The 21,067-nt window shown below is 61.6% G+C and carries 16 protein-coding genes; 13 read left to right on the top strand and 3 right to left on the bottom strand.

Annotated features, from left to right (window positions below):
• Positions 1–3 precede the first annotated feature (3 nt).
• The 7 genes from ispG to JV241A_RS20395 all read left to right on the top strand — a co-directional run bounded on the left by ispG (position 4) and on the right by JV241A_RS20395 (position 7,924).
• Positions 4–1,113, top strand: a complete 1,110-nt coding sequence (gene ispG, locus JV241A_RS20425; protein WP_115088636.1) for a flavodoxin-dependent (E)-4-hydroxy-3-methylbut-2-enyl-diphosphate synthase — start codon at positions 4–6, stop codon at positions 1,111–1,113.
• 28 nt (positions 1,114–1,141) lie between these two features.
• On the top strand, positions 1,142–2,431 hold the full coding sequence (hisS, locus tag JV241A_RS20420) for a histidine--tRNA ligase (RefSeq protein WP_115088635.1): 1,290 nt from the start codon (positions 1,142–1,144) through the stop codon (positions 2,429–2,431).
• 72 nt (positions 2,432–2,503) lie between these two features.
• Entirely contained in the window at positions 2,504–3,112 is a 609-nt protein-coding gene (locus tag JV241A_RS20415) for a tetratricopeptide repeat protein (protein WP_176470444.1), read from the top strand.
• On the top strand, positions 3,105–4,256 hold the full coding sequence (gene bamB / locus JV241A_RS20410) for an outer membrane protein assembly factor BamB (RefSeq protein WP_115088634.1): 1,152 nt from the start codon (positions 3,105–3,107) through the stop codon (positions 4,254–4,256). The genes JV241A_RS20415 and bamB overlap by 8 nt, the downstream gene beginning before the upstream one ends.
• 116 nt (positions 4,257–4,372) lie before the next feature.
• Positions 4,373–5,836: a ribosome biogenesis GTPase Der gene (gene der / locus JV241A_RS20405; protein ID WP_115088633.1), complete on the top strand. Its 1,464-nt coding sequence runs from the start codon at positions 4,373–4,375 to the stop codon at positions 5,834–5,836.
• Between the two features lie 160 nt (positions 5,837–5,996).
• Complete coding sequence (locus JV241A_RS20400) at positions 5,997–7,145, top strand: pyridoxal phosphate-dependent aminotransferase (protein ID WP_134064203.1); 1,149 nt, start codon at positions 5,997–5,999, stop codon at positions 7,143–7,145.
• Positions 7,133–7,924: an amidohydrolase gene (locus JV241A_RS20395; protein ID WP_115088631.1), complete on the top strand. Its 792-nt coding sequence runs from the start codon at positions 7,133–7,135 to the stop codon at positions 7,922–7,924. Before JV241A_RS20400 ends, JV241A_RS20395 begins: the two co-directional genes overlap by 13 nt.
• A gap of 63 nt (positions 7,925–7,987) precedes the next feature.
• On the opposite strand, the gene JV241A_RS20390 is transcribed toward JV241A_RS20395, so the two are convergent.
• Both JV241A_RS20390 and JV241A_RS20385 read right to left on the bottom strand, forming a co-directional pair.
• Positions 7,988–10,543 carry a sulfite reductase flavoprotein subunit alpha gene (locus JV241A_RS20390; protein WP_134064201.1) on the bottom strand — a complete coding sequence of 852 codons (2,556 nt, stop codon included), beginning with the start codon at positions 10,541–10,543 and terminating at the stop codon, positions 7,988–7,990.
• 104 nt (positions 10,544–10,647) lie between these two features.
• The gene (locus tag JV241A_RS20385; protein ID WP_115088630.1) at positions 10,648–12,900 is read right to left on the bottom strand and encodes a TonB-dependent siderophore receptor; all 2,253 of its coding nucleotides are present in this window, start codon (positions 12,898–12,900) and stop codon (positions 10,648–10,650) included.
• Positions 12,901–13,116: 216 nt separating this feature from the next.
• Between JV241A_RS20385 and JV241A_RS20380 the strand changes: the two genes are divergently transcribed.
• The 3 genes from JV241A_RS20380 (at position 13,117) to JV241A_RS20370 (ending at position 15,169) form a co-directional block, all read left to right on the top strand.
• Positions 13,117–13,797, top strand: coding sequence for a Fe2+-dependent dioxygenase (locus tag JV241A_RS20380; protein WP_115088629.1), 681 nt, complete (start codon positions 13,117–13,119; stop codon positions 13,795–13,797).
• 3 nt (positions 13,798–13,800) lie between these two features.
• A complete protein-coding gene (locus JV241A_RS20375; protein ID WP_115088628.1) occupies positions 13,801–14,562 on the top strand; it encodes a tetratricopeptide repeat protein in 762 nt (253 codons plus the stop codon).
• Between the two features lie 112 nt (positions 14,563–14,674).
• On the top strand, positions 14,675–15,169 hold the full coding sequence (locus tag JV241A_RS20370) for a hypothetical protein (protein WP_134064199.1): 495 nt from the start codon (positions 14,675–14,677) through the stop codon (positions 15,167–15,169).
• Positions 15,170–15,225: 56 nt separating this feature from the next.
• Here JV241A_RS20370 and JV241A_RS20365 read toward each other — a convergent pair whose 3' ends face one another.
• A complete protein-coding gene (locus tag JV241A_RS20365) occupies positions 15,226–16,389 on the bottom strand; it encodes a type III PLP-dependent enzyme (protein WP_036993923.1) in 1,164 nt (387 codons plus the stop codon).
• A 648-nt stretch (positions 16,390–17,037) separates the two neighbouring features.
• On the opposite strand from JV241A_RS20365, the gene JV241A_RS20360 reads away from it, so the two are divergent.
• From JV241A_RS20360 to JV241A_RS20350, 3 genes are all read left to right on the top strand, one after another.
• Positions 17,038–17,526 (top strand): sigma-70 family RNA polymerase sigma factor, encoded by a 489-nt coding sequence (locus tag JV241A_RS20360; RefSeq protein WP_115088627.1) that lies wholly within the window; start codon positions 17,038–17,040, stop codon positions 17,524–17,526.
• Between the two features lie 17 nt (positions 17,527–17,543).
• Positions 17,544–18,518, top strand: coding sequence for a FecR family protein (locus JV241A_RS20355; RefSeq protein ID WP_115088626.1), 975 nt, complete (start codon positions 17,544–17,546; stop codon positions 18,516–18,518).
• Positions 18,519–18,626: 108 nt separating this feature from the next.
• Complete coding sequence (locus tag JV241A_RS20350) at positions 18,627–21,065, top strand: TonB-dependent receptor (RefSeq protein ID WP_134064197.1); 2,439 nt, start codon at positions 18,627–18,629, stop codon at positions 21,063–21,065.
• The last annotated feature ends 2 nt before the right edge of the window (positions 21,066–21,067 follow it).

Raw genomic sequence — 21,067 nt, 5'->3', positions numbered from 1 at the left:
GTCATGCACGGCGAATCTCCGATCAAACGTCGCGAATCCCGGAAAATCTGGGTAGGTAATGTGCCTGTTGGCGGCGATGCTCCCATCGCGGTCCAGAGCATGACCAACACCGACACCAATGACGTGGCCGCAACCGTGGCGCAGATCAACCGCCTGGTCGATGCCGGCGTCGACATCGTGCGCGTCTCGGTACCGGACATGGACGCTGCCGAGGCCTTCGGCAAGATCAAGCAACAGGTCAGCGTACCGCTGGTCGCCGACATCCATTTCGACTACCGCATTGCCCTGCGCGTAGCCGAGCTGGGTGTCGACTGCCTGCGCATCAACCCGGGCAACATCGGTCGCGAAGACCGCGTGCGTGCGGTGGTCGATGCCGCCCGCGACCGCGGTATCCCGATCCGTATCGGCGTCAACGCCGGTTCCCTGGAAAAAGACCTGCAGAAAAAGTACGGCGAGCCGACCCCGGCGGCGCTGGTCGAATCGGCCATGCGTCACGTCGAGCACCTCGACCGACTGGATTTCCAGGATTTCAAGGTCAGCGTCAAGGCCTCCGACGTGTTCATGGCCGTCGAAGCCTACCGCCTGCTGGCCAAGCAGATCATCCAGCCACTGCACCTGGGCATCACCGAAGCCGGCGGCCTGCGCTCGGGCACGGTGAAATCCGCCGTGGGCCTCGGTATGCTGCTCGCCGACGGGATTGGCGATACTATTCGCATTTCGCTGGCAGCTGACCCGGTCGAAGAGGTCAAGGTCGGCTACGACATCCTCAAGTCCCTGCACCTGCGTTCGCGTGGCATCAACTTCATCGCCTGCCCGAGCTGCTCGCGGCAGAACTTCGATGTGGTCAAGACCATGAACGAGCTGGAAGGGCGCCTGGAAGACCTGCTGGTACCGCTGGACGTCGCCGTTATCGGTTGCGTGGTGAATGGCCCCGGCGAGGCCAAGGAAGCCCATGTGGGGCTCACCGGTGGCACGCCGAACCTGATCTACATCGACGGCAAGCCTGCGCAGAAGCTGACCAATGACAACCTGGTCGATGAGCTGGAAAAGCTCATCCGCCAGAAAGCGGCTGAAAAAGCCGAGGCCGACGCGGCGCTGATCGCCCGTGGCTGACTGACACAGAATTGTTAAGGGATTTTCCGTGAGCAAATCGCTGCAAGCCATTCGTGGCATGAACGACATCCTGCCCGAGCAGACGCCGCTGTGGCGTTATTTCGAGAACACCGTCGCCGGCCTGCTGGATACCTATGGCTATCGCCAGATCCGTACGCCGATCGTCGAGTTCACCGAGCTGTTCAAGCGCTCGATCGGTGAAGTCACCGACATCGTCGAAAAAGAGATGTACACCTTCGATGATCGTAACGGCGACTCCCTGACCCTGCGCCCGGAAGGCACCGCCGCCTGCGTGCGCGCTGTGCTCGAACACGGCATCACCGGTAGTGGCCAGGTGCAGAAGCTCTGGTACATCGGCCAGATGTTCCGCCACGAGCGCCCACAAAAAGGCCGTTATCGCCAGTTCAACCAGATTGGTGTCGAAGTCTTCAACCTCGACGGTCCGGACATCGACGCCGAGCTGATCATGCTGACCTGGCGCCTCTGGGGCCAGCTGGGCATCCGTGACGCGGTCAAGCTCGAGCTCAACAGCCTGGGCACCAGCGAAGCCCGTGCCCGCTACCGTGACGCGCTGGTCGAGTTCCTCTCGGCGCGCCTGGAGCAACTGGACGAAGACAGCCAGCGCCGCCTGAAAAGCAACCCGCTGCGCATCCTCGACAGCAAGGACAGCAACACCCAGGCAGTGCTGGTCGGCGCGCCGAAGCTCGAAGACTACCTGGACGATGAGTCCCGCGTGCACTTCGACGGCCTGAAAGCACGCCTGGATGCCGCCGGCATTCCGTTCGTGATCAACACCAAGCTGGTGCGTGGCCTGGACTACTACAGCAAGACCGTTTTCGAATGGGTCACCGACAAGCTCGGCTCCCAGGGCACCGTGTGTGCCGGTGGCCGCTACGACGGCCTGGTCGAGCAGATGGGCGGCAAGCCGACCCCGGGCGTTGGTTTCGCCATGGGTATCGAGCGTCTGATCCTGCTGCTGGAAACCCTCGAGCAGGTGCCGGAGTCGATCAACCGTCAGGTTGACGTCTACCTGTGCGCCTTCGGCGAGCAGGCCGAACTGGCTGGTCTGACCCTGAGCGAGCGCCTGCGTGACCGTCTGCCGAACCTGCGCCTGCAGGTCAACGCCGGTGCTGGCAGCTTCAAGAGCCAGTTCAAGAAGGCCGACAAGAGCAACGCGCTGTTCGCCTTGATCCTGGGGGACGACGAACTGGCGCAACAAGTGGTAGGTTTCAAACCCCTGCGCGGTCAGGGCGAACAACAAAACATTGCCTGGGATGCTCTGGCAGAGCACCTGGAAGCCTCTCTCGCGCAGGCGTGAGGCGAGTCAACAGCCGATTTGGTGAAAAGGAGTATTGGGGTGTCGAGTACCGATGATGAACAACTGGTCGCGATGAAGGACTGGTGGGACCGCAATGGCAAGCCGCTGGTAACCGGTGGCCTGCTGGCGCTGGTCGTGGTGTTCGGCTGGCAAGCCTGGCAGAAATACCAGACCAACCAGTCGCAAGGCGCCTCGAACCTCTACCAGGCCCTGCTGGAGACTACCCTGACGCCAAGCGGCGAGCCTGACGCGGCCAAGGTCGCCGAGCTGTCCGGCAAGCTCAAGAACGAATTCGGCGGCTCGGCCTATGCCCAGTACGCCAGCCTGTTCGTGGCCAAGGTTGCGGTCGAGAGCGGTAAGCTCGATGACGCCGCTGCCGAGCTCAAGCTGGTGATGGACAAGCCGGCCGACGCGACCCTGGGTGAAATCGCCCGTCAGCGCCTGGCCCGTGTCCTGGCCGCGCAGAAGAAGGTCGACGAAGCGCTGAAGCTGCTTGAAGGCGATGCCGACAAGGCGTTCCTGGCCAGCCGTGAAGAGCTCAAGGGCGACCTGCTGGTGCAACTGGGCCGCGCTGGCGATGCCCATGCCGCTTACGAAAAAGCCAAGGCTGCGCTGTCTGACGACGCCGCGATCGGTGGCCTGCAACTCAAGCTCGACGACCTGGCCAAAGGGGATGCGTGACGTGATCGGTTGGAAACATGCAGCAGTGCTGACCCTGGCCCTTCTGGCCGTGGGTTGCAGCAGCAACAGCAAAAAGGAATTGCCACCGGCCGAACTCACCAAGTTCACCGAAGAAGTGGTCTTGAAGAAGCAGTGGAGCCGCTCGATCGGTGATGGTCAGGGCGAATCCTTCAACATGCTGGTTCCGGCGATCGAAAATGACCGCATCTACGCCGCCGATGTAACCGGCGTGGTGATGGCGCTGGATCGCAACAACGGCGACGTAGCCTGGAAGAAGGACCTCGAACTGCCGGTTTCCGGCGCCGTTGGCGTCGGTTACGGCATGGTCATGCTCGGCACCCTCAAGGGCGAAGTGATTGCCCTGGATGCCAGCACCGGTGAAGAACGCTGGCGCTCGCGCGTTACCAGTGAAGTGCTGGCGCCGCCGGCCACCAACGGTGACGTGGTGGTGGTGCAAACCCAGGACGACCGCGTTATTGGCCTGGACGCCAGCACCGGCGACCGTCGCTGGATCTACGAAAGCACCCCGGCGGTACTCACCCTGCGTGGTACCGGCGCACCGATCGTGACCAACCGTCTGGCCGTTGCCGGCCTGTCGACCGGTAAGGTGGTTGCCCTCGACACCCAGAACGGCGTGCCGGTCTGGGAGCAGCGCGTGGCCATCCCGCAAGGTCGCTCGGAGCTTGACCGGGTCGTGGATATCGACGGTGGCCTGCTGCTGTCCGGCGGTACCCTGTACGTTTCCAGCTACCAGGGTCGCGCCGCCGGCCTGGACCTGGAGAGCGGCCGGGTACTGTGGCAGCGTGATGCTTCCAGCTACACCGGTGTGGCCCAGGGCTTCGGTAACGTCTACGTGAGCCTGGCTTCGGGCACCGTGGAAGGCATCGACGAGCGTTCGTCCAGCGCCCTGTGGAGCAACGACTCGCTGGCACGCCGCCAGTTGTCGGCGCCGGAAGTGTTCTCCAGCTACGTAGCGGTGGGTGACCTGGAAGGTTACCTGCACCTGCTCAGCCAGGTCGATGGTCGTTTCGTCGGTCGTGAGCGTATCGACAGCGATGGCCTGCGCGCCCGTCCGCTGGTGGTGGGTGACACCATCTATGTGTACGGCAACAGCGGCAAGCTCGAGGCGCTGACCATCCGCTGAGGCTATGCTTGAGGCCATGCCGGCCTCGGGCTGCGGCACTTTGGGTGCCGCTCGAACTCCGGCCGCTGCAGTGCAGCGGCCTTTGTATTTTCTGAATTTACGCAGTGGAGAGCCGAATGGTTCCCGTAATCGCCCTGGTGGGCCGACCGAACGTCGGTAAATCCACCATGTTCAACCGCCTGACCAGGACCCGCGACGCTATCGTCGGCGACCTGTCCGGGCTGACCCGAGACCGCCAGTACGGTGAAGCGCGCTGGCAAGGCCGTTCGTACATCCTGGTCGACACCGGTGGTATTTCCGGTGACGAGCAAGGCATGGACGAGAAAATGGCCGAGCAGTCGCTGCTGGCCATCGAAGAAGCCGATGTGGTCTTGTTCCTGGTGGATGCCCGTGCCGGCCTGACCGCCGCCGACCAGATGATTTCCGAGCACTTGCGCAAGCGCAACAAGCGCTCGTTCCTGGTTGCCAACAAGATCGACAACATCGATCCGCTGGCCGCCATCGCCGAATTCTCGCCACTGGGCATGGGTAACGCCATTGGTGTTGCCGGCGCCCAGGGCCGTGGCGTCAACAACCTGCTGGAAGCTGTACTCAGCGACTTCCCGCGGGACAAGGACGAGGAAGAAATCGACACCGACGTCGCCGAAGGCGAGGAAGCGGTGCGTATTCCTGGCCCGAGCGAAAAAGACGGGATCAAGATCGCCATCATCGGCCGGCCGAACGTCGGCAAGTCGACCCTGGTCAACCGCATGCTCGGTGAAGAGCGGGTCATCGTCTATGACCAGCCCGGCACCACCCGCGACAGTATCTACATTCCCTTCGAGCGTAACGAAGAGAAGTACACCCTGATCGACACCGCCGGGGTGCGCAAGCGCGGCAAGATCCACGAAGAGGTCGAGAAGTTCTCCGTGGTCAAGACCCTGCAGGCGATCAAGGACGCCAACGTGGTGATCTTCGTCATGGACGCCCGCGAAGGCGTGGTTGACCATGACCTGAACCTGCTGGGCTTTGCCCTGGAAGCCGGTCGCGCCATCGTCATCGCCCTGAACAAGTGGGACGGCATGCAGCCGGGCGAGCGCGACTACGTGAAGACCGAGCTGGAACGCCGGCTGTTCTTCGTCGACTTCGCCGACATCCACTTCATTTCGGCGCTGCACGGCACCGGCGTGGGCAACCTGTACCAGTCGGTGCAGAACTCGTTCAAGTCGGCGGTCACCCGCTGGCCGACCAGCCGCCTGACCCAGATCCTCGAAGACGCGGTCAGCGAGCACCAGCCGCCGATGGTCAACAGCCGCCGGATCAAGCTGCGCTATGCCCACCTCGGTGGCGCCAACCCGCCGATCATCGTGATCCACGGCAACCAGGTCGAGAAGGTACCCAAGTCCTATTCGCGTTACCTGGAAAACACCTACCGCCGCGTGCTCAAGCTGGTCGGTACGCCGATCCGCATCGAGTACAAGGGCAGTGACAACCCGTACGAAGGCAACAAGAACACCTTGACCGACCGCCAGGTCAACAAGAAGCGTCGCTTGATGTCGCACCACAAGAAAGCCGAGAAGAAGCGTAAAGACAAACGCTAACAAGCATCACGGGTCAAGCCCGCTCCTACTCTGTGGGAGCGGGCTTGACCCGCGATTGGCCTGCGACTGTTACAACCTTTTTCCTGACCGATCAATCCGCTATGCTCGGTCTCAGACCGCGCCGCCTCGAGCCGGATAGTGATGCAGGAAAGAGGGCTCCATGATCAGTAGCAAGTTGCCGAACGTCGGCACGACCATCTTTACCACCATGTCCCAGCTCGCCGCGCAAACCGGCGCCTTGAACCTGTCCCAGGGTTTCCCCGATTTCAACGGCCCGCAAGCACTGCTCGATGCGGTCGGCCGGCATGTCAGTGCCGGACATAACCAGTACAGCCCGATGACCGGCTTGCCTGCCTTGCGCCAACAGGTGGCGAACAAGATCGCCCGCAGCTATGGCGTCAGCGTCGATGCCGAGCATGAAGTCACCATCACCCCCGGTGCCACCGAAGCGATCTTCTGTGCTATCCATGCGGTAATCCGCACGGGCGATGAGGTCATCGTCTTCGACCCCAGTTACGACAGCTACGAGCCTTCGGTGGAACTGGCGGGCGGGCGCTGCGTGCATGTCCAGCTCACTGACGGCGAGTTTGCCATCGACTGGCAGAAGCTCACCGACGCCCTCAGCCCACGCACACGGATGATCATCCTCAACTCGCCGCACAACCCCAGCGGCGCGTTGATCAGCCGCGATGACCTGGACAAGCTGGCGCTGCTGATCGCCGAGCGTGATATCTATCTGATCAGCGACGAAGTCTACGAGCACCTGGTGTTCGACGGCGTGCAGCACGCCAGCGTGCTGGCCCATGAAGCGCTGTACCCGCGCGCCTTCGTGGTCAGCTCGTTTGGCAAGACCTACCACGTCACTGGCTGGAAAACCGGTTATGTGGTGGCGCCACCGGCCCTCAGTGCCGAGCTGCGCAAGGTCCACCAGTACGTCAACTTCTGCGGCGTGACGCCGCTGCAATGGGCGCTGGCTGATTTCATGGCGGCGCACCCCGAGCATGTCGAAGAGCTGCCGGCCTTCTACCAGGCCAAGCGCGACCTGTTTTGCGAACTGCTGACGTCTTCGCGCTTTCAGTTCAAACCCACGCCGGGGACTTATTTCCAGTTGGTGGATTATTCGCAGATTCGCCCGGACTTGAACGACGTTGACATGTCGCTGTGGCTGACCTGTGAACACGGCGTGGCGACCATTCCGGTGTCGGTGTTCTACCAGCAACCCATCCCCGAGCAGCGCCTGGTGCGCCTGTGCTTTGCCAAACGCGAGGAGACGCTGCGTCAGGCAGCGGAAAAACTATGCGCGATCTGAGTAGCCTGCCCAACCTGAACATCGCGTTGGTGCAGACCAGCCTGGTCTGGCAGGACCGCCTGGCCAACTATGAGCATTTCGAAACCCTGCTGGAGCAGGCCCGCGGCGCTGACCTGATCATCCTCCCGGAGATGTTCACCACCGGCTTTTCCATGGACTCCGAAAGCCTGGCTGAGCCCGAGAACGGACCGACCTACAAGTGGCTCAAGAGCCAGGCCAAGAAGCTCGATGCCGTGGTCACCGGCAGCGTGATCATCCAGGCCGCCGACGGCAGCCACCGCAACCGCCTGCTGTGGGCACGGCCCGATGGCGAGATCCTGTTCTACGACAAGCGCCACCTGTTTCGCATGGCCGGTGAGCACAAGCACTACACACCGGGCGAGCGCCAGGTGCAGTTCGAGCTCAAGGGCTGGCGGGTAAGGCCGTTGATCTGCTACGACCTGCGTTTCCCGGTATGGAGTCGCGATGCCCAGGACACCGATTTGCTGCTGTACACCGCCAACTGGCCAGCAGCCCGTCGCCAGCACTGGAACCGCCTGTTGCCGGCGCGGGGTATCGAGAACCTGTGTTATGTGGCGGCGGTGAACCGCGTGGGTACAGACGGCAAGGGCTTTGCCTATACCGGTGACAGCCAGGTGCTGGACTTCCAGGGGGAGAGCCTGCTGAGCGCAGGCGAGGCGGATGGGGTGTTTACCGTCGTACTGAGTGCGGCAGACCTGGCGGCCTATCGCACGCGGTTTCCGGCTAATCTGGATGCCGACACGTTCGATCTGCATTGACCGCCATCGCAAGCCCGCTCCCCGCGGTGGGAGCGGGCTTGACCCGCGATGAGGTCCTGAAGGCTAGTACACATCCCGCCGATAGCGCCCCAGCTCGATCAGCCGTTCAACCTCGGCAGCCCCCAGTACCTCGTTCAGCACCTCATCGACGCCACTGGCCATGCCCTGCAAACTGCCGCAGATGTAGATCGATGCGCCCTGATCCAGCCAGCGCCGCAGCTCGGTTGCCTGTTCGCGCAAACGGTCCTGCACATAGACCTTGTGGCTCTGATCGCGAGAGAAGGCCAGGTCCAGCCGCGCCAGATCACCGCTGCGCTGCCAGCCCTGCAGTTCATCCCCGCACAGGAAGTCGTAAGCCTGGTTACGCTCGCCAAACAGCAGCCAGTTACGCTGTTCGCCGGCCACGATGCGGCCCTTGAGCAGGCTGCGCAACCCGGCAAGCCCGGTACCGTTGCCGATCAGGAGCATCGGCGTTGCCGGCGCCGGCAGGTGGAAACCACTGTTACGACGCAAACGCAGGCTGACGCTGTTTTCCACAGGCAGATGCTCGGTCAGCCACCCCGAGCCAAGGCCGAGGCTGCCATCGGCATGGCGCTCCTGACGCACGATCAGCTCCAGCACGCCATCGCTGGCGATCGAGGCAATCGAATATTCCCGAGCGGCCAGCGGGATCAGCGCATCGACCAGGGCCTGGGCGTGCAGGCCGACCAGGTGCTCGCGGCTTTTCGGCAACTGGCGGCTGGCCAGGGCTTGCAGCAGGCTCTCTTGCAGGCCTTCGACCTGCACGGCTGTTTCGCCTTCAAGCCCCAGGCCCTTGAGGAACTGCTCAAGGCTCCGGGCGCTGTTGCGCGGCAGGATCTCCACTAGGTCACCGGCCTCCCATTGCGCGGGTCGCTCAGGCGTGAGGCCAAGCAGATAGACTGCCGAGCCCTGGCTACCCGGGTTCATCAGTTGGCGACTGACCAACGTCCAGTTAGCGAACTCGGGTGCCTGCCAGGCGGCGGGCGGCGTACTGCCGGTCAGCTGTGCCAGCTGTTGTTGCCAGTGTTGCAGGGCCTTTGGATCGGCGCTGTCGACTTCAACCGGGGCGAACGCCGTCGTCGCCCCGCGCTCGCCTAGCCAGGCCTGCAAGCGCCGGGAAAAGCCGCAGAAGTGCGGGTACTGGCGGTCACCCAAGGCCAGCAGGGCATAGTTCAAGTTGCCCAGGGCCCAAGGTTGGCCAAGTACCTTGCGTTCGAAGCCACGCGCGCTGTCGGGGGCTTCACCGTCACCAAAGGTACTGACCACGAACAGCGCCTGGCGGGCCTGGTTAAGGTCCTGCTCGGTAAGCTCGGCCAGCGGCCGTACCTGTACCGGCAAACCTGCGGCCTGCAGTTGCCCGGCACTCTGCCAGGCGAGTTGCTCGGCAAAGCCGCTCTGGCTGGCAAAACCCACCAGCCAGCCGCCGTCTTGCCCGTTCGATGGCACCAGATTGCCCCGTGCTGCACGCACCTGACGTTTCTTGCGCCGCCGATCGAGGTACAGCAGCCAGCCGGTGACGAAGAACAACGGCATGGTCAGGCTGGCGATGGTCACCACAATTCGCCCGGTCAGGCCGAAGTAGCTGCCCACGTGCAGGGCATAGACGCTGGCCAGCAGTTGCGCCTTGAACGACTTGTCGGCATAGCGCTCGTTGTTCTTTACCTGGCCGTTGGCCGGGTCGATGCTCAGGGTGTTGAGCGCGCGTTCGTGTTCGGCGCCTTCAAGCAAATAGAAGATCATTGCCGGTTGCCCGCCAACTGGCGGCAGGCGCAGGTTGTAGCTGCTCATGCTAGGGCCGGCAGCTGCTTGCAGGTTGCTCCAGATGGCCTCGTAGTCGACCACCAGCGGCTTGACGTCTTTACCTGGCGCACCACCCGGGCGGCCGCCGCGGCCCTCGCCACGCTTGTGTTGCTGGCCGGCGGCAGGGCCATCGGCGAGCAGTTTGTTCAAGCCTTCACGGTACCACTCGTAGCTCCAGAACAGGCCGGTGAGGGCAAACAGCAGGTAGAACAACAGGCACCAGGTGCCGGCCACAGCGTGCAGGTCCCAGTTGAAGGCGCGGCCCTTTTTCGCCCAGTCCAGGGTCAGCCAGGTCCGCCAGTTCAGCGCTTTGCGTGGCCAACGCAGGTACAGGCCGGAGAGACAGAAGAAAATCAGCATCAGGGTACAGGCACCGGTGATCTGCCGGCCGCTATCACCCATGGCCAGGAAGCGGTGCAACTGCAGCATCAGGTCGAAAAAGCCCTGACCGGCTACCTCGCCCTGCAGCTTACCGGTGTACGGGTCGGCATAGCGCAACAAACCGCGACGCTCGCCGGGAGGAGGGGTGAAGAAAACCCGCGCGGCCCTGTCACTGCGGGGCTGGACCCAGAGCATGGCAACCTTGTCGCCTTGTTCGGCCTCGATCCTGCGCACCAGCTCAGGCATCGGCAGCACGCCTTCCTGGCGCACCTCGACGGTGAGCACCTGGGGATTGAACAGCTCCAGCAGTTCATCCTGGAATGACCAGATGGCGCCGGTAATACCCATCAGGGCCAGCACCAGACCTGCGGTGATACCGAAGAACCAGTGCAGTTGAAACAGGGATTTCTTCACCACATCAATCACCTTGTCGTGCCGCAAATGCGAATGCGACGCACATTATGCCTTGATACACAAAAGCCCCGGTCACCTAAATGAACGGGGCTTGCTGCTCGCACGAATCAGAAGTGGAAGTTCGCGCTCATCAGAGCGGTACGTCCGGGAGCGACGTGTGCGTAATGAGTTTGGAACACCTGATCGAAGTAGCGTTTGTCCGTCAGGTTTTGCAGGTTGAGCTGCAGATCCACATTCTTCGTCAGACGGTAGGTCGCCATTGCGTCGTACCGCCAGTACGAAGGCACCTCGACCGAGTTGGCTTCATCGCCGAAGCGTGAATCGACAAAGGTCGCGCCAGCACCAACGGTCAGTTGTGGCACAACATCGTAGGTCGACCAGAAGGTGAAGTTGTTCCGCGGCGTGCTTGGCATATGGTTGCCTTTGTTGGCCGCGGTGGTGGTCTTGACGATCTCGCTCTCCATGTAGGTGTAGCCGCCGTAGACCTTCCACTTGCGGGTCAAGTTACCGGAGTACGTCAGTTCCAGACCCTGGACGCGCTGCTCGCCATCGAGCACCTGGTAAGTCGCGTTGTCCGGGTCGGTGACCCGCGCGTTGGTTTTGTCAGTACGGAACAATGCTGCGGTCAACGACAAGTTTTCGTCGAAGAAGTCCCATTTGGTACCCAACTCGTAATTTCTATTGCGCTCCGGCTCGAGGTCGGCGTTGTTGAGCGCAAGTTCCAGTCCGCCGTTGCCGCTGGTTTCACCCGTCGGGTTGCTGGATGTCGACCAGGCCGCATAGATACTGCCGTTTGCTGCCGGCTTGTAGACAACACCCAACTGATAGTTCCACAGGTGGGCATTGTTCTCGCGCGAGAAGCTGCCCGCCGGGCTGGCGCGTCCGCCGGTACTGTAGCCGCTGGATTTGGTCTGGTAGTCGTCATAACGCAGGCCCAGGTTAACCGACCACTGATCGTTGAGCGTCAGCGTATCGAACACGTAAGCCGCACTGGTTTTGGTATCGGTGTCGGTAAATGCCGGGCTGTCGGTGATCGAACCCGACCAGTTGTCGTCCGGTGACGGGTCGTAGAGGCTGGTGCAGTCACCGGAGGCCAGCAGGGCAGGGTTGCAGGTAGTGCCGGTGCCGGCATCCGAAGTCACGACATAGCCACGGTTGTGGGTATCGGCGTAGGTAAACTCAAGGCCGGTCACCAGGCTGTGTTCGATGAAACCGGTGTTGAACCTGGCACTCAGGTCGGTCTGGTTGACCCAGCCTTTGGTGGTCGAGTTGCGGTTTTTGGTCGAACGATAGACCTGGCCATTGGCGACGTTGCCCTTGCTGTCGTCAGGGTTGGTAACGATGTAATCCAGCGTGGAGCGCGACATACGGAAACTGTTGGACAGGGTCAGGTTATCGTTCAGGTCGTGTTCGATTCTGATGGTGCCACTGTCGTTGGTGGTCTTGCGGTAGTCGCGTCCGTTCAAGCCGTAGAAGTTGTCACGGTCAACATGTGCGGGTTTGTCGACATTGTATTTGCTACGGTCCGCGCTGCGAGTCAGCGGAATGCCGTAGTCAGGCATGTCATCGGTGTTCAGGTGGTAGTAGCCAACCGTTACGCGGGTATCGGTGCCCAGGCCAAAGGCAAAGGAAGGCGCCACGCCCCAACGGCTGACATCAACATCGTCGCGGCCGGCGACGTTGGCTTCATGTTTCATCAGGTTCAGGCGGAACGCCGATGTGTCGGTCAGTTGCTTGTTCAGGTCCAGGGTTGTGCGCTTGGTCTGGTCAGAACCCCAAGTGAAACCACCATTGTAAGCGTCACCCAACCGGGCGGTTTTGCTCACCAGGTTGAGGCTACCACCTGTGGAGCCCGCTCCGGTAAAGGCTGAGCCTGGACCTTTGCTTACTTCTACCGATTCGACGTTAAAAATCTCCCGGCTCTGCGAAGCAACGTCGCGCATGCCATCGACGAAAACGTCACTTTCGGCATTGAAGCCGCGAATGATCGGACGGTCACCTGCCGGGTTACCGCCTTCACCGGCGCCGAAGGTAATGCCAGGGGTGGTACGCAAGGCATCTACCAAGCTGGTGGCGCCAGTGTCGCGGATAACCTGTTGGGGGATGACCGTCACGCTCTTGGGGGTTTCACGCAGTGGGGCCGTGTACTTTTTTGAAGTCGCGGTGTCGGTCTTGTAGCTGGTTTCATCCTGGACACCCTCAATACTGGTCGCGTCCAGAGAAACAACGTTCTCGCTGGCCGGGGCGGGATCTGCCGCGTGAGCCATCTGCGAAGCAGATGTAGCGGTAATCGCTACACCGATGGCGGAGGCAAGCAAACGTGGTGAACTGACAGCGGTTGGCACGTAGTGACGCGGCATGGTGGTCCCCTTCCCCAGATTTTAGGCCGCGAAATATAATGTAAACAAATATGAGTAACAATTGAGAAGAATTGCTATTTGTGCTGAATTTACAATCTTTACATTTTGTAACTGGCGGTTTTTTCCTGCTGAAACGTCCCACCCGCCGAAAGGGCTTGTAGAGAGTCAATGGGAATCAATACCATTGGCATCCTTTCACCTTCAGGTGCCCGAGCCATGCTGCTACCTATTACCGGCCTGTTTTCCACCGAGGAGGTCCAGCGCATTCGTGAGGCGCTGGAGCAAACCGAATGGGCCGACGGCAAGATCACCGCGGGTTACCAGTCGGCCAAGGCCAAGCACAACCTGCAGTTGCCGGAAGGCCATCCGCTGGCCAAGGAGATTGGCACGGCCTTGATCGAACGTCTGTGGCAGCACCCGCAGTTCATGTCGGCGGCCTTGCCGCACAAAGTCTTTCCACCGCTGATCAACTGTTACCGAGAGGGTGGCAATTTCGGCTTCCATATCGACAACGCCCTGCGCCAGCCCCGCGGCAGCCAGGAGCGAGTGCGTACCGACCTGTCGTCGACGCTGTTCCTGAGCAACCCCGAGGACTACGACGGCGGTGAACTGGTGATCCAGGACACCTACGGCGTGCAACAGGTGAAACTGGCGGCGGGGGATCTGGTGCTGTACCCGGGAACCAGCCTGCACAAGGTCAACCCGGTGACCCGTGGCGCGCGCTATGCCGCATTCTTCTGGACCCAGAGCCTGGTGCGCGAAGACAGTCAGCGCGCGTTGCTGTTCGAGATGGATAACGCCATCCAGCAACTGGGCGCCGATGTACCCGATCACCCGGCACTGATCCAGCTGACCGGCACCTACCACAACCTGTTGCGCCGCTGGATCGAGGTCTGAGCCATGACCTTCGCTTTGCGCAACCGCCAGGAACTGGACAGCGAACAGTTCGCCCAGATGCTCGAACACAGCCCGGGCAAAGCTGCCCAGGCATTGCTGGCCGCCGCAGGGCAGGACATCGTCGAGGCGCAGTTGCTGCTCGGGCAGATCCTTCTCGACGGGCGTGGCATCGAGAAAGACCCGGCCCTGGCCCGGCGCTGGTTTGCCATCGCCGCCAACCGTGGCAGCGCCATGGCGCACAACATGCTCGGGCGTTGCCTGGAGCATGGCTGGGGTGGCGATGCTGATGTCGTCAGGGCCGCGCAACATTATCGTCAGGCTGCGCAGGCCGGGTTGGACTGGGGGATGTACAACCTGGCCAACTTGCTGGCTACCGGGCGTGGCGTAGTGCAGGACCATGAAGGCGCATTCGCGCTGTATCTGCAGGCTAGCGACGCGGGGCATGCCAAGTCGATGAACCTGTTGGGGCGATACCTGGAGCAGGGGCTCGTCTGTCGTGTCGATCACGTACTGGCGAACCAGTGGTATCAGCGCTCTGCGCAAGCCGGGGATTTTCGCGGGCAGTTCAGCTACGCGGGCGTGCTGGCTGAAGCCGGCGATATCGACGGTGCGCTGTACTGGCTGGAACAGGCGTTGCTGGCGGGCAATGCCAACTTCTTGCGGGCCAGTGTGCCGAGTCTTGAGCAGGCAATGCAGCCGCGCCTGCGGGCAATGGCGCAGCCGTATGCACAGCGCCTGGCACAACTGGACGGAGTGCATGCTTGATGACTGCGGTTTTCCCCTTGGGGAAAACCTGCGTGGTGGGTCTTGGCACCGGGCCGGGATAGGGTGCTTCAGGTCGTTTCCATCGACCGTCCACCCAGGCCAGGAGGCCATTATGAAAGACCCTCGAAAGCACTCATTCCATGCGTTTCTGAACAGCACGACCCCCGGACATCAGGGGCAGATCGGCGTCTCGCGCACCAGCCGAAGCTTAATTGTCGACCTTGGCACTAGCGGCTGGTTGCAGGTGATAACCGCCAGCAACAGGGGCAACGTCAGCGGTGCGAGATTTCGCTTCGATTACCTGGAAACGCGAAGTGATCGAATTCACTACAGCATCAGTTGCGATTCGCAAGTGGAAAACTACTACGGTCGCAAGCTTGGCGTCAGCCGTAATGGCTACATCGGGCTATATGAAAACGATGCCTCGCCGTTCTGGAAACTCGAGATCATCGGTGACTGGGACGGCAGCAATCGGCTGCAGTTCTATTTGCGTGACCAAAGAGGACATCTGGCAGGAAACTACGAGTCCTTCAATGGCGACAAGTTTCTCAATGTCGATGACGGGAGCCGCTTGAGCCTTGTTGCCAGTGACATCTATCTGCTCTGACATTTGCTCTTGCGCCATTGACGAGGGCGACGCTTGCCGCCGCCCTCGTTCAGGCGTTACAGGTAGTAGGCTTTCAACGGCGGGAAACCGTTGAATTCCACCGCGCTGTAGCTGGTAGTGTAGGCACCGGTTGACAGCCAGTACAGGCGGTCACCGATTGCCAGGTTCAGCGGCAGGCCGTACTTGTAGTGCTCGTACATGATGTCGGCGCTGTCGCAGGTGGGGCCTGCGATCACCACTTCTTCCATCTCGCCTTTCTTCTCGGTCCAGATCGGGAACTTGATGGACTCGTCCATGGTTTCGATCAGGCCGGAGAACTTGCCCACGTCGGTGTATACCCAGCGCTCGACGGCGGTACGCGATTTACGCGCCACCAGCACCACTTCACTGACCAGGATGCCGGCGTTGGCGATCAGCGAACGGCCTGGCTCGAGGATGATTTCCGGCAGGTCGTCACCGAAGTCTTCCTTGAGGAAGCGGATGATCTCTTCGGCATAGGTTTCCAGGCTGTTGGTACGGGTGATGTAGTTGGCCGGGAAGCCGCCCCCCATGTTGATCAGCTTGAGTTCGATGCCGTCTTCTTCTTTCAGGCGCTCGAAGATCACCTTAACCTTGGCAATCGCCGCGTCCCAGACGCTGATGTCGCGCTGTTGCGAGCCAACGTGGAACGACACGCCGTAAGGCACCAGGCCCAGGTCGCGGGCGAGGATCAGCAGGTCCATGGCCATGTCGGTCTGGCAGCCGAACTTGCGCGACAGTGGCCAGTCGGCGGTGGTCGAGCCTTCAGTGAGGATGCGCACATAGACTTTCGAACCCGGCGCGGCCTTGGCGATGTTGCGCAGGTCGGCTTCGGAGTCGGTGGCGTACAGGCGCACGCCCTTCTCGTAGAAGTAGCGAATGTCCTTGGATTTCTTGATGGTGTTGCCGTAGCTGATGCGATCGGCGCTGACACCGCGGCCCATCACTTTGTCCAGCTCGTAGATCGAGGCGATGTCGAAGCTCGAGCCCTTTTCCTTGAGCAGGTCGATGATCTCCACGGCCGGGTTGGCCTTGACCGCGTAGTAGACCTTGGCGAATTCGAAACCGGCGCGCAGGTCATCATAGGCCTGGCTGATCATCTGGGTGTCGATGAGCACGAACGGGGTTTCTTGCTTGTCGGCGAAGGCCTTCATTTTCTGGAAGGTATCGCGCGCGAAGTAGTCTTCGACCTGAATCGACATGCTTAGGGACTCCATGGGCAAACTGAAAAAATAAGTGGCTGCAACTGAACGTCCTCCGTATCCCCACTTTGGTTCGCCTACTTCCCAAGGCATGTCGCCGAAAGCAAAAAGGTCAACCGTGCGTGATAAAGCGAGCTACGGGTGACCTTGCTGTCTCGTCGTCAGTACTTGAGCCGGATGGATCGTTTCCAGCATGGACGTTCGGCGCGAACTTTAGGACCTGAGGGGCTCGAGATCAACAAAAAATGTCGCGTTTTTGCACACGTCCGTCGCCCCGGGGCGGTCAGCCACTTTGTTACCGACCCAGGTAAACAGTAGATGTTCAATTTGATGGCAAAAGCGTTAAAAATACCGGTATACGCCGGGATCTACCGTAGAACACGCAAATGGATGCAATAGTCGAAGTTGGTGGCGAAAGTGCGGTAAATATCGGTCATTTGGGGGCGCAGCGACGCTCAAGCGCAGCGTGCGATTAATCGGCGGCCGTTCATATTTTTTTCCGCCCTGACAGCCGGTCGGCTACACACTTTTTCGCGGATTTTTTTCCTGTCCGGCGCTTCGTCGGCCGCGGTGATCTTCGATTGCCGGTCTTAATAAGAAACATTACTATTCGCGCCATTCCTACTCGCCTGTGAAGACCGGTGCATCGTGTCGCGACACAAAGGCTTTCTCGACCACTACCATGAGCTGATCGGTACCTGGACGCGCAAACTGCGCAGTCGTCAGCAGGCCGAAGACCTGGCGCATGATGCATTTGTGCGGGTACTGGAAAGCGACCAGGCCGGGGTCGAGCAACCGCGGGCTTATCTGCACCAGACTGCGCGCAACATTGCCGTGGACGGCTACCGTCGCGAAGACCGTCGCCAGGCCCTGGAGCAGGATGCTTTCGAGCTCGGCAGTGATGCCAGCGGCGATCCGGAGGCCTACATGAATGCCGTGGAACTGGCCGACAGCGTCGAGCGTGCCCTGGCCGAGTTGCCCCTCAACTGCCGGCGGGTGTTCATCTGGCAGAAGCTCGAAGGCCTGACCCAGGCCGAGATCGCCGAGCGCATGGGCTTGACCAAGAACATGGTCGAAAAGTATATGATCCGCACGCTCCGGCATCTGCGTGAGCACCTGGATGTGTCGACGAGATGAGTCAGGCGAATGTTTTCATGAATCAGCACGCGTGCCCTTGCGGCAGCGAAACCGTGCGCGAACAGGCGGCCCAATGGTTTGCCCGCAGCCGTGATGGCGCCCTGGCGCTGGCGCAACAGGGTGAGCTGCAGCGCTGGCTGGCCGAGCACCCGCAGCACCAATACGAATTCGATCTGCTCGGCACGCTCTGGGACGCTGCCGGGCACGTGCCGCGTGCGCGTCTTGAGGCCCTGTGCCAGGCCGATCCGGTCAGCCAGTTGCCGCGTCGGCGCTTCATCAGTCAGGCATTGGCGGCCGGTGTTGCGAGCCTGGCGCTGGGTTTGGGCTGGTTTGGCTGGCAGCAGCACCAGCTCAATTATCAGGACCAGGTGCAGACGGCCCTGGGCGAACGTCGTCAGCTCGACTTGCCGGATGGCTCACAGCTTGAAGTCAACGGTCGAACGCAACTGGTCGTACAGTTCAGCGCCGGTCAGCGGCGTATCGAATTGCGTGAGGGCGAGGTGATGTTCAGCGTCGCCCACGACAGCGGGCGGCCTTTCATGGTCAGCACCGGGCATGGCACGGTGACGGTCACCGGTACTCGCTTCGATGTTCGCCAGGACCCGGAACAAACCCGCGTGGCGGTCGAAAACGGCTCGGTGCGGGTTGAAGGCCGTGATGCCTCCAGGGCTCTGCTGACCGCCGGGTTCGGTTCGCATATCGATGCCCGCGGCCAGGTGGCGGCGCCCTACGCGGTGGACGCCGCAGCAGTGACCGCCTGGCGCAAGGGCAAGCTGGTGTTCAACGATGTACCCCTCAGCGAAGTGGTCAAGGACGTTTCGCGCTACCGTGAGCTGCCCCTGCGTGTTGCCCCCGGCAAAGTCGCCGCGCTGCGCTTGAGCAGCACCTTCAATGCCGACGATACCGACGCCTTGCTGCGGGCGTTGCCGAGCATCCTGCCGGTGACCATCAAGGCCCATGCCGACGGCTCCAGCGAAATAATCGCAAAATAAATTCAGGTTTTTTTTCAGTTGTTCGTCTTCCTGCCCAACTGCAACTGCCAAGCATTTCCATTTGCACGGCATTGACATCTGTACGGACCCTCAGGACCTCTCGACGACGTGAACAACAACAACGTTTCCCCGCGTTCTTCCCGCTGGTTGCCCCTGGCCCTGGCACTGGCTGTCAGCGGCGGTATCGCCAGCGGCCATGCCGCCCCGGCGCCTGCCAGCATCCAGATCCAGGCCCAGCCGCTGGCTTCGGCGTTGAGCCAGCTGGGCCAGCAGACTTCGCTGCAACTGTTCTTCAGCCCTGAGCTGGTGGCGGGCAAGCAGGCGCCAGCGGTCTCCGGCAACCTGCAACCGGAAGAGGCGCTGCGGGCGTTGCTTGAGGGCAGCGGCCTGATCTACGAAATTTCCCAGGGCACCGTCGTCCTGCACCCGGCGCAGACTGCCGGGACCTTGACTACCGGCAGCCTGGAGCTGGCACCCACCGACGTCAAGGTCGTCGGTGACTGGCTTGGCAGCGCCGAAGAAACCGTGGTCCATAACCATCCCGGCGCACGTACCGTGGTGCGCCGCGAAGCGATGATCGAGCAGGGCGCATTGAACGTACGCGACGTGCTGCGCGGTGTGCCGGGGGTCCAGGTGCAGGACTCCAACGGCACCGGCGGCAGCGACATCGCCTTGAACGTCGGCGTGCGTGGCCTGACCTCGCGGTTGTCGCCACGCTCCACGGTGTTGATCGACGGCATCCCGGCAGCCTTCGCGCCTTACGGCCAGCCCCAACTGTCGATGGCGCCGATCTCCTCTGGCAACCTCGACAGCATCGACGTGGTGCGTGGCGCAGGTTCCGTGCGCTATGGCCCGCAGAACGTCGGCGGGGTGATCAACTTCGTCACCCGGGCGATCCCGGAAAAGGCCACCGGTGAGCTGTCGACCACGATGGAAACCTCCCGCCATGGCGGCTGGAAGCACATCGAGTCGGCTTTTCTCGGCGGCACTGCCGATAACGGCCTGGGCGCGGCGCTGCTGTACTCCGGGGTCAATGGCAATGGCTATCGCAGCAGCAACAACGATAACGATATCGATGACGTGTTGCTCAAGACCCATTGGGCGGTCACCGACAGCGACGAGTTCTGGCTCAATTTTCATTACTACGACGCCAAGGCCGACATGCCCGGCGGCCTGACCCAGGCCCAGTTCGACGACGACCCGTACCAGTCCGACCGCGATTACGATACGTTCAGCGGCCGACGCAAGGACGTATCCTTCAAGTACCTGCGCCAGATCGACGACGTTACCCAGTTCGAAGTGCAGACCTACTACACCGACAGTTTCCGTGGCAGCAGCATCGCTGCCCGCGACCAGAAGACCCTGTCGTCGTACCCGCGCAGCTACCACACCTTCGCCATCGAGCCACGGGTTTCACGGATCTTCTTCGCCGGCCCGACCACTCAGGAAGTCAGCGTCGGTTATCGCTACCTGAAAGAAGCGATGCACGAGCAGTCGACCCGCCTGGCGCTGATCAACAACGTGCCGACCGTGACCCCGACCTCCGACGGCCATGTGTTCCAGGACCGTACCGGCGGTACCGAAGCCAGCGCTTACTACATCGATGACAAGATCGATGTCGGCAACTGGACCATCACCCCGGGTATCCGTTTCGAGCACATCAACACCGACTGGCACGAGCGCCCGGTGCGCGGTACCAACGGCGTGCCCGTGCAGGAAAAGAACCGCAGCGTGACCAGCAACGAGCCGCTGCCGGCGCTGAGCGTGATGTATCACCTGTCTGACGAGTGGAAGCTGTTCGCCAACTACGAGACCTCGTTCGGCAGCCTGCAGTACTTCCAGCTCGGCCAGGGTGGCAGCGGCGACCAGACCGCCAACGGCCTGCAGGCCGAGAAAGCCAAGACCTATGAAGTGGGGACCCGCTACAACAACGGTACCTGGGGTGGTGAACTGACCGCGTTCTACATCGACTTCGATGACGAGCTGCAGTACATCAGCAACGACATCGGCTGGACCAACCTCGGGGCGACCAAGCACCAGGGCATCGAAGCCTCGATGCACTACGACCTGTCGGGCCTTGATCCGCGTCTGCAGGGCCTGAGTGCCAATGCTGGCTTCACCTACACCCGTGCCACCTATGAAGGCGAGATCCCCGGCTTCAAGGGCCGTGACCTGCCGTTTTATTCGCGGCAAATCGTCAATGCCGGGCTGCGCTATGAGATCAATCGCTGGACCTGGAACCTGGATGCCTACGCCCAATCGAAACAGCGCGCACCGGGGACCGGCATGAATGCCGACGGCAGCTTCAACGGCAACTACATCACCGAGCCGAGTGCCGATGGCCAGTACGGCGACATTCCGGGCTACGTGACCTGGGCGGCGCGCGGCGGATATGACTTTGGCAAGGAACTGTCGAACCTCAAGCTCGCGGCCGGGGTGAAGAACATCTTCGACAAGCAGTACTACACCCGCTCCAGCGACAACAACTCGGGGATCTACCTGGGTGAGCCGCGCACCTTCTATGTGCAGGCCAGTGTAGGCTTCTGAGG

The sequence above is a fragment of the Pseudomonas sp. JV241A genome, assembly GCF_900275665.1.
GTDB classification, from domain to species: domain Bacteria; phylum Pseudomonadota; class Gammaproteobacteria; order Pseudomonadales; family Pseudomonadaceae; genus Aquipseudomonas; species Aquipseudomonas wadenswilerensis.
Note: the sequence above shows the minus strand (reverse complement) of the source record. Positions and strands in the feature narration are given on the sequence as shown.

Excerpts from the sequence above, each read along its gene's own strand:
- ispG (WP_115088636.1), top strand. The coding sequence starts at position 4 with ATGCACGGCGAATCTCCGATCAAACGTCGCGAATCCCGGAAAATCTGG.
- JV241A_RS20415 (WP_176470444.1), top strand. The coding sequence starts at position 2,504 with ATGAAGGACTGGTGGGACCGCAATGGCAAGCCGCTGGTAACCGGTGGC.
- bamB (WP_115088634.1), top strand. The coding sequence starts at position 3,105 with ATGCGTGACGTGATCGGTTGGAAACATGCAGCAGTGCTGACCCTGGCC.
- der (WP_115088633.1), top strand. The coding sequence starts at position 4,373 with ATGGTTCCCGTAATCGCCCTGGTGGGCCGACCGAACGTCGGTAAATCC.
- JV241A_RS20400 (WP_134064203.1), top strand. The coding sequence starts at position 5,997 with ATGATCAGTAGCAAGTTGCCGAACGTCGGCACGACCATCTTTACCACC.
- JV241A_RS20395 (WP_115088631.1), top strand. The coding sequence starts at position 7,133 with ATGCGCGATCTGAGTAGCCTGCCCAACCTGAACATCGCGTTGGTGCAG.
- JV241A_RS20385 (WP_115088630.1), bottom strand. The coding sequence starts at position 12,900 with ATGCCGCGTCACTACGTGCCAACCGCTGTCAGTTCACCACGTTTGCTT.
- JV241A_RS20380 (WP_115088629.1), top strand. The coding sequence starts at position 13,117 with ATGCTGCTACCTATTACCGGCCTGTTTTCCACCGAGGAGGTCCAGCGC.
- JV241A_RS20375 (WP_115088628.1), top strand. The coding sequence starts at position 13,801 with ATGACCTTCGCTTTGCGCAACCGCCAGGAACTGGACAGCGAACAGTTC.
- JV241A_RS20370 (WP_134064199.1), top strand. The coding sequence starts at position 14,675 with ATGAAAGACCCTCGAAAGCACTCATTCCATGCGTTTCTGAACAGCACG.
- JV241A_RS20365 (WP_036993923.1), bottom strand. The coding sequence starts at position 16,389 with ATGTCGATTCAGGTCGAAGACTACTTCGCGCGCGATACCTTCCAGAAA.
- JV241A_RS20355 (WP_115088626.1), top strand. The coding sequence starts at position 17,544 with ATGAATCAGCACGCGTGCCCTTGCGGCAGCGAAACCGTGCGCGAACAG.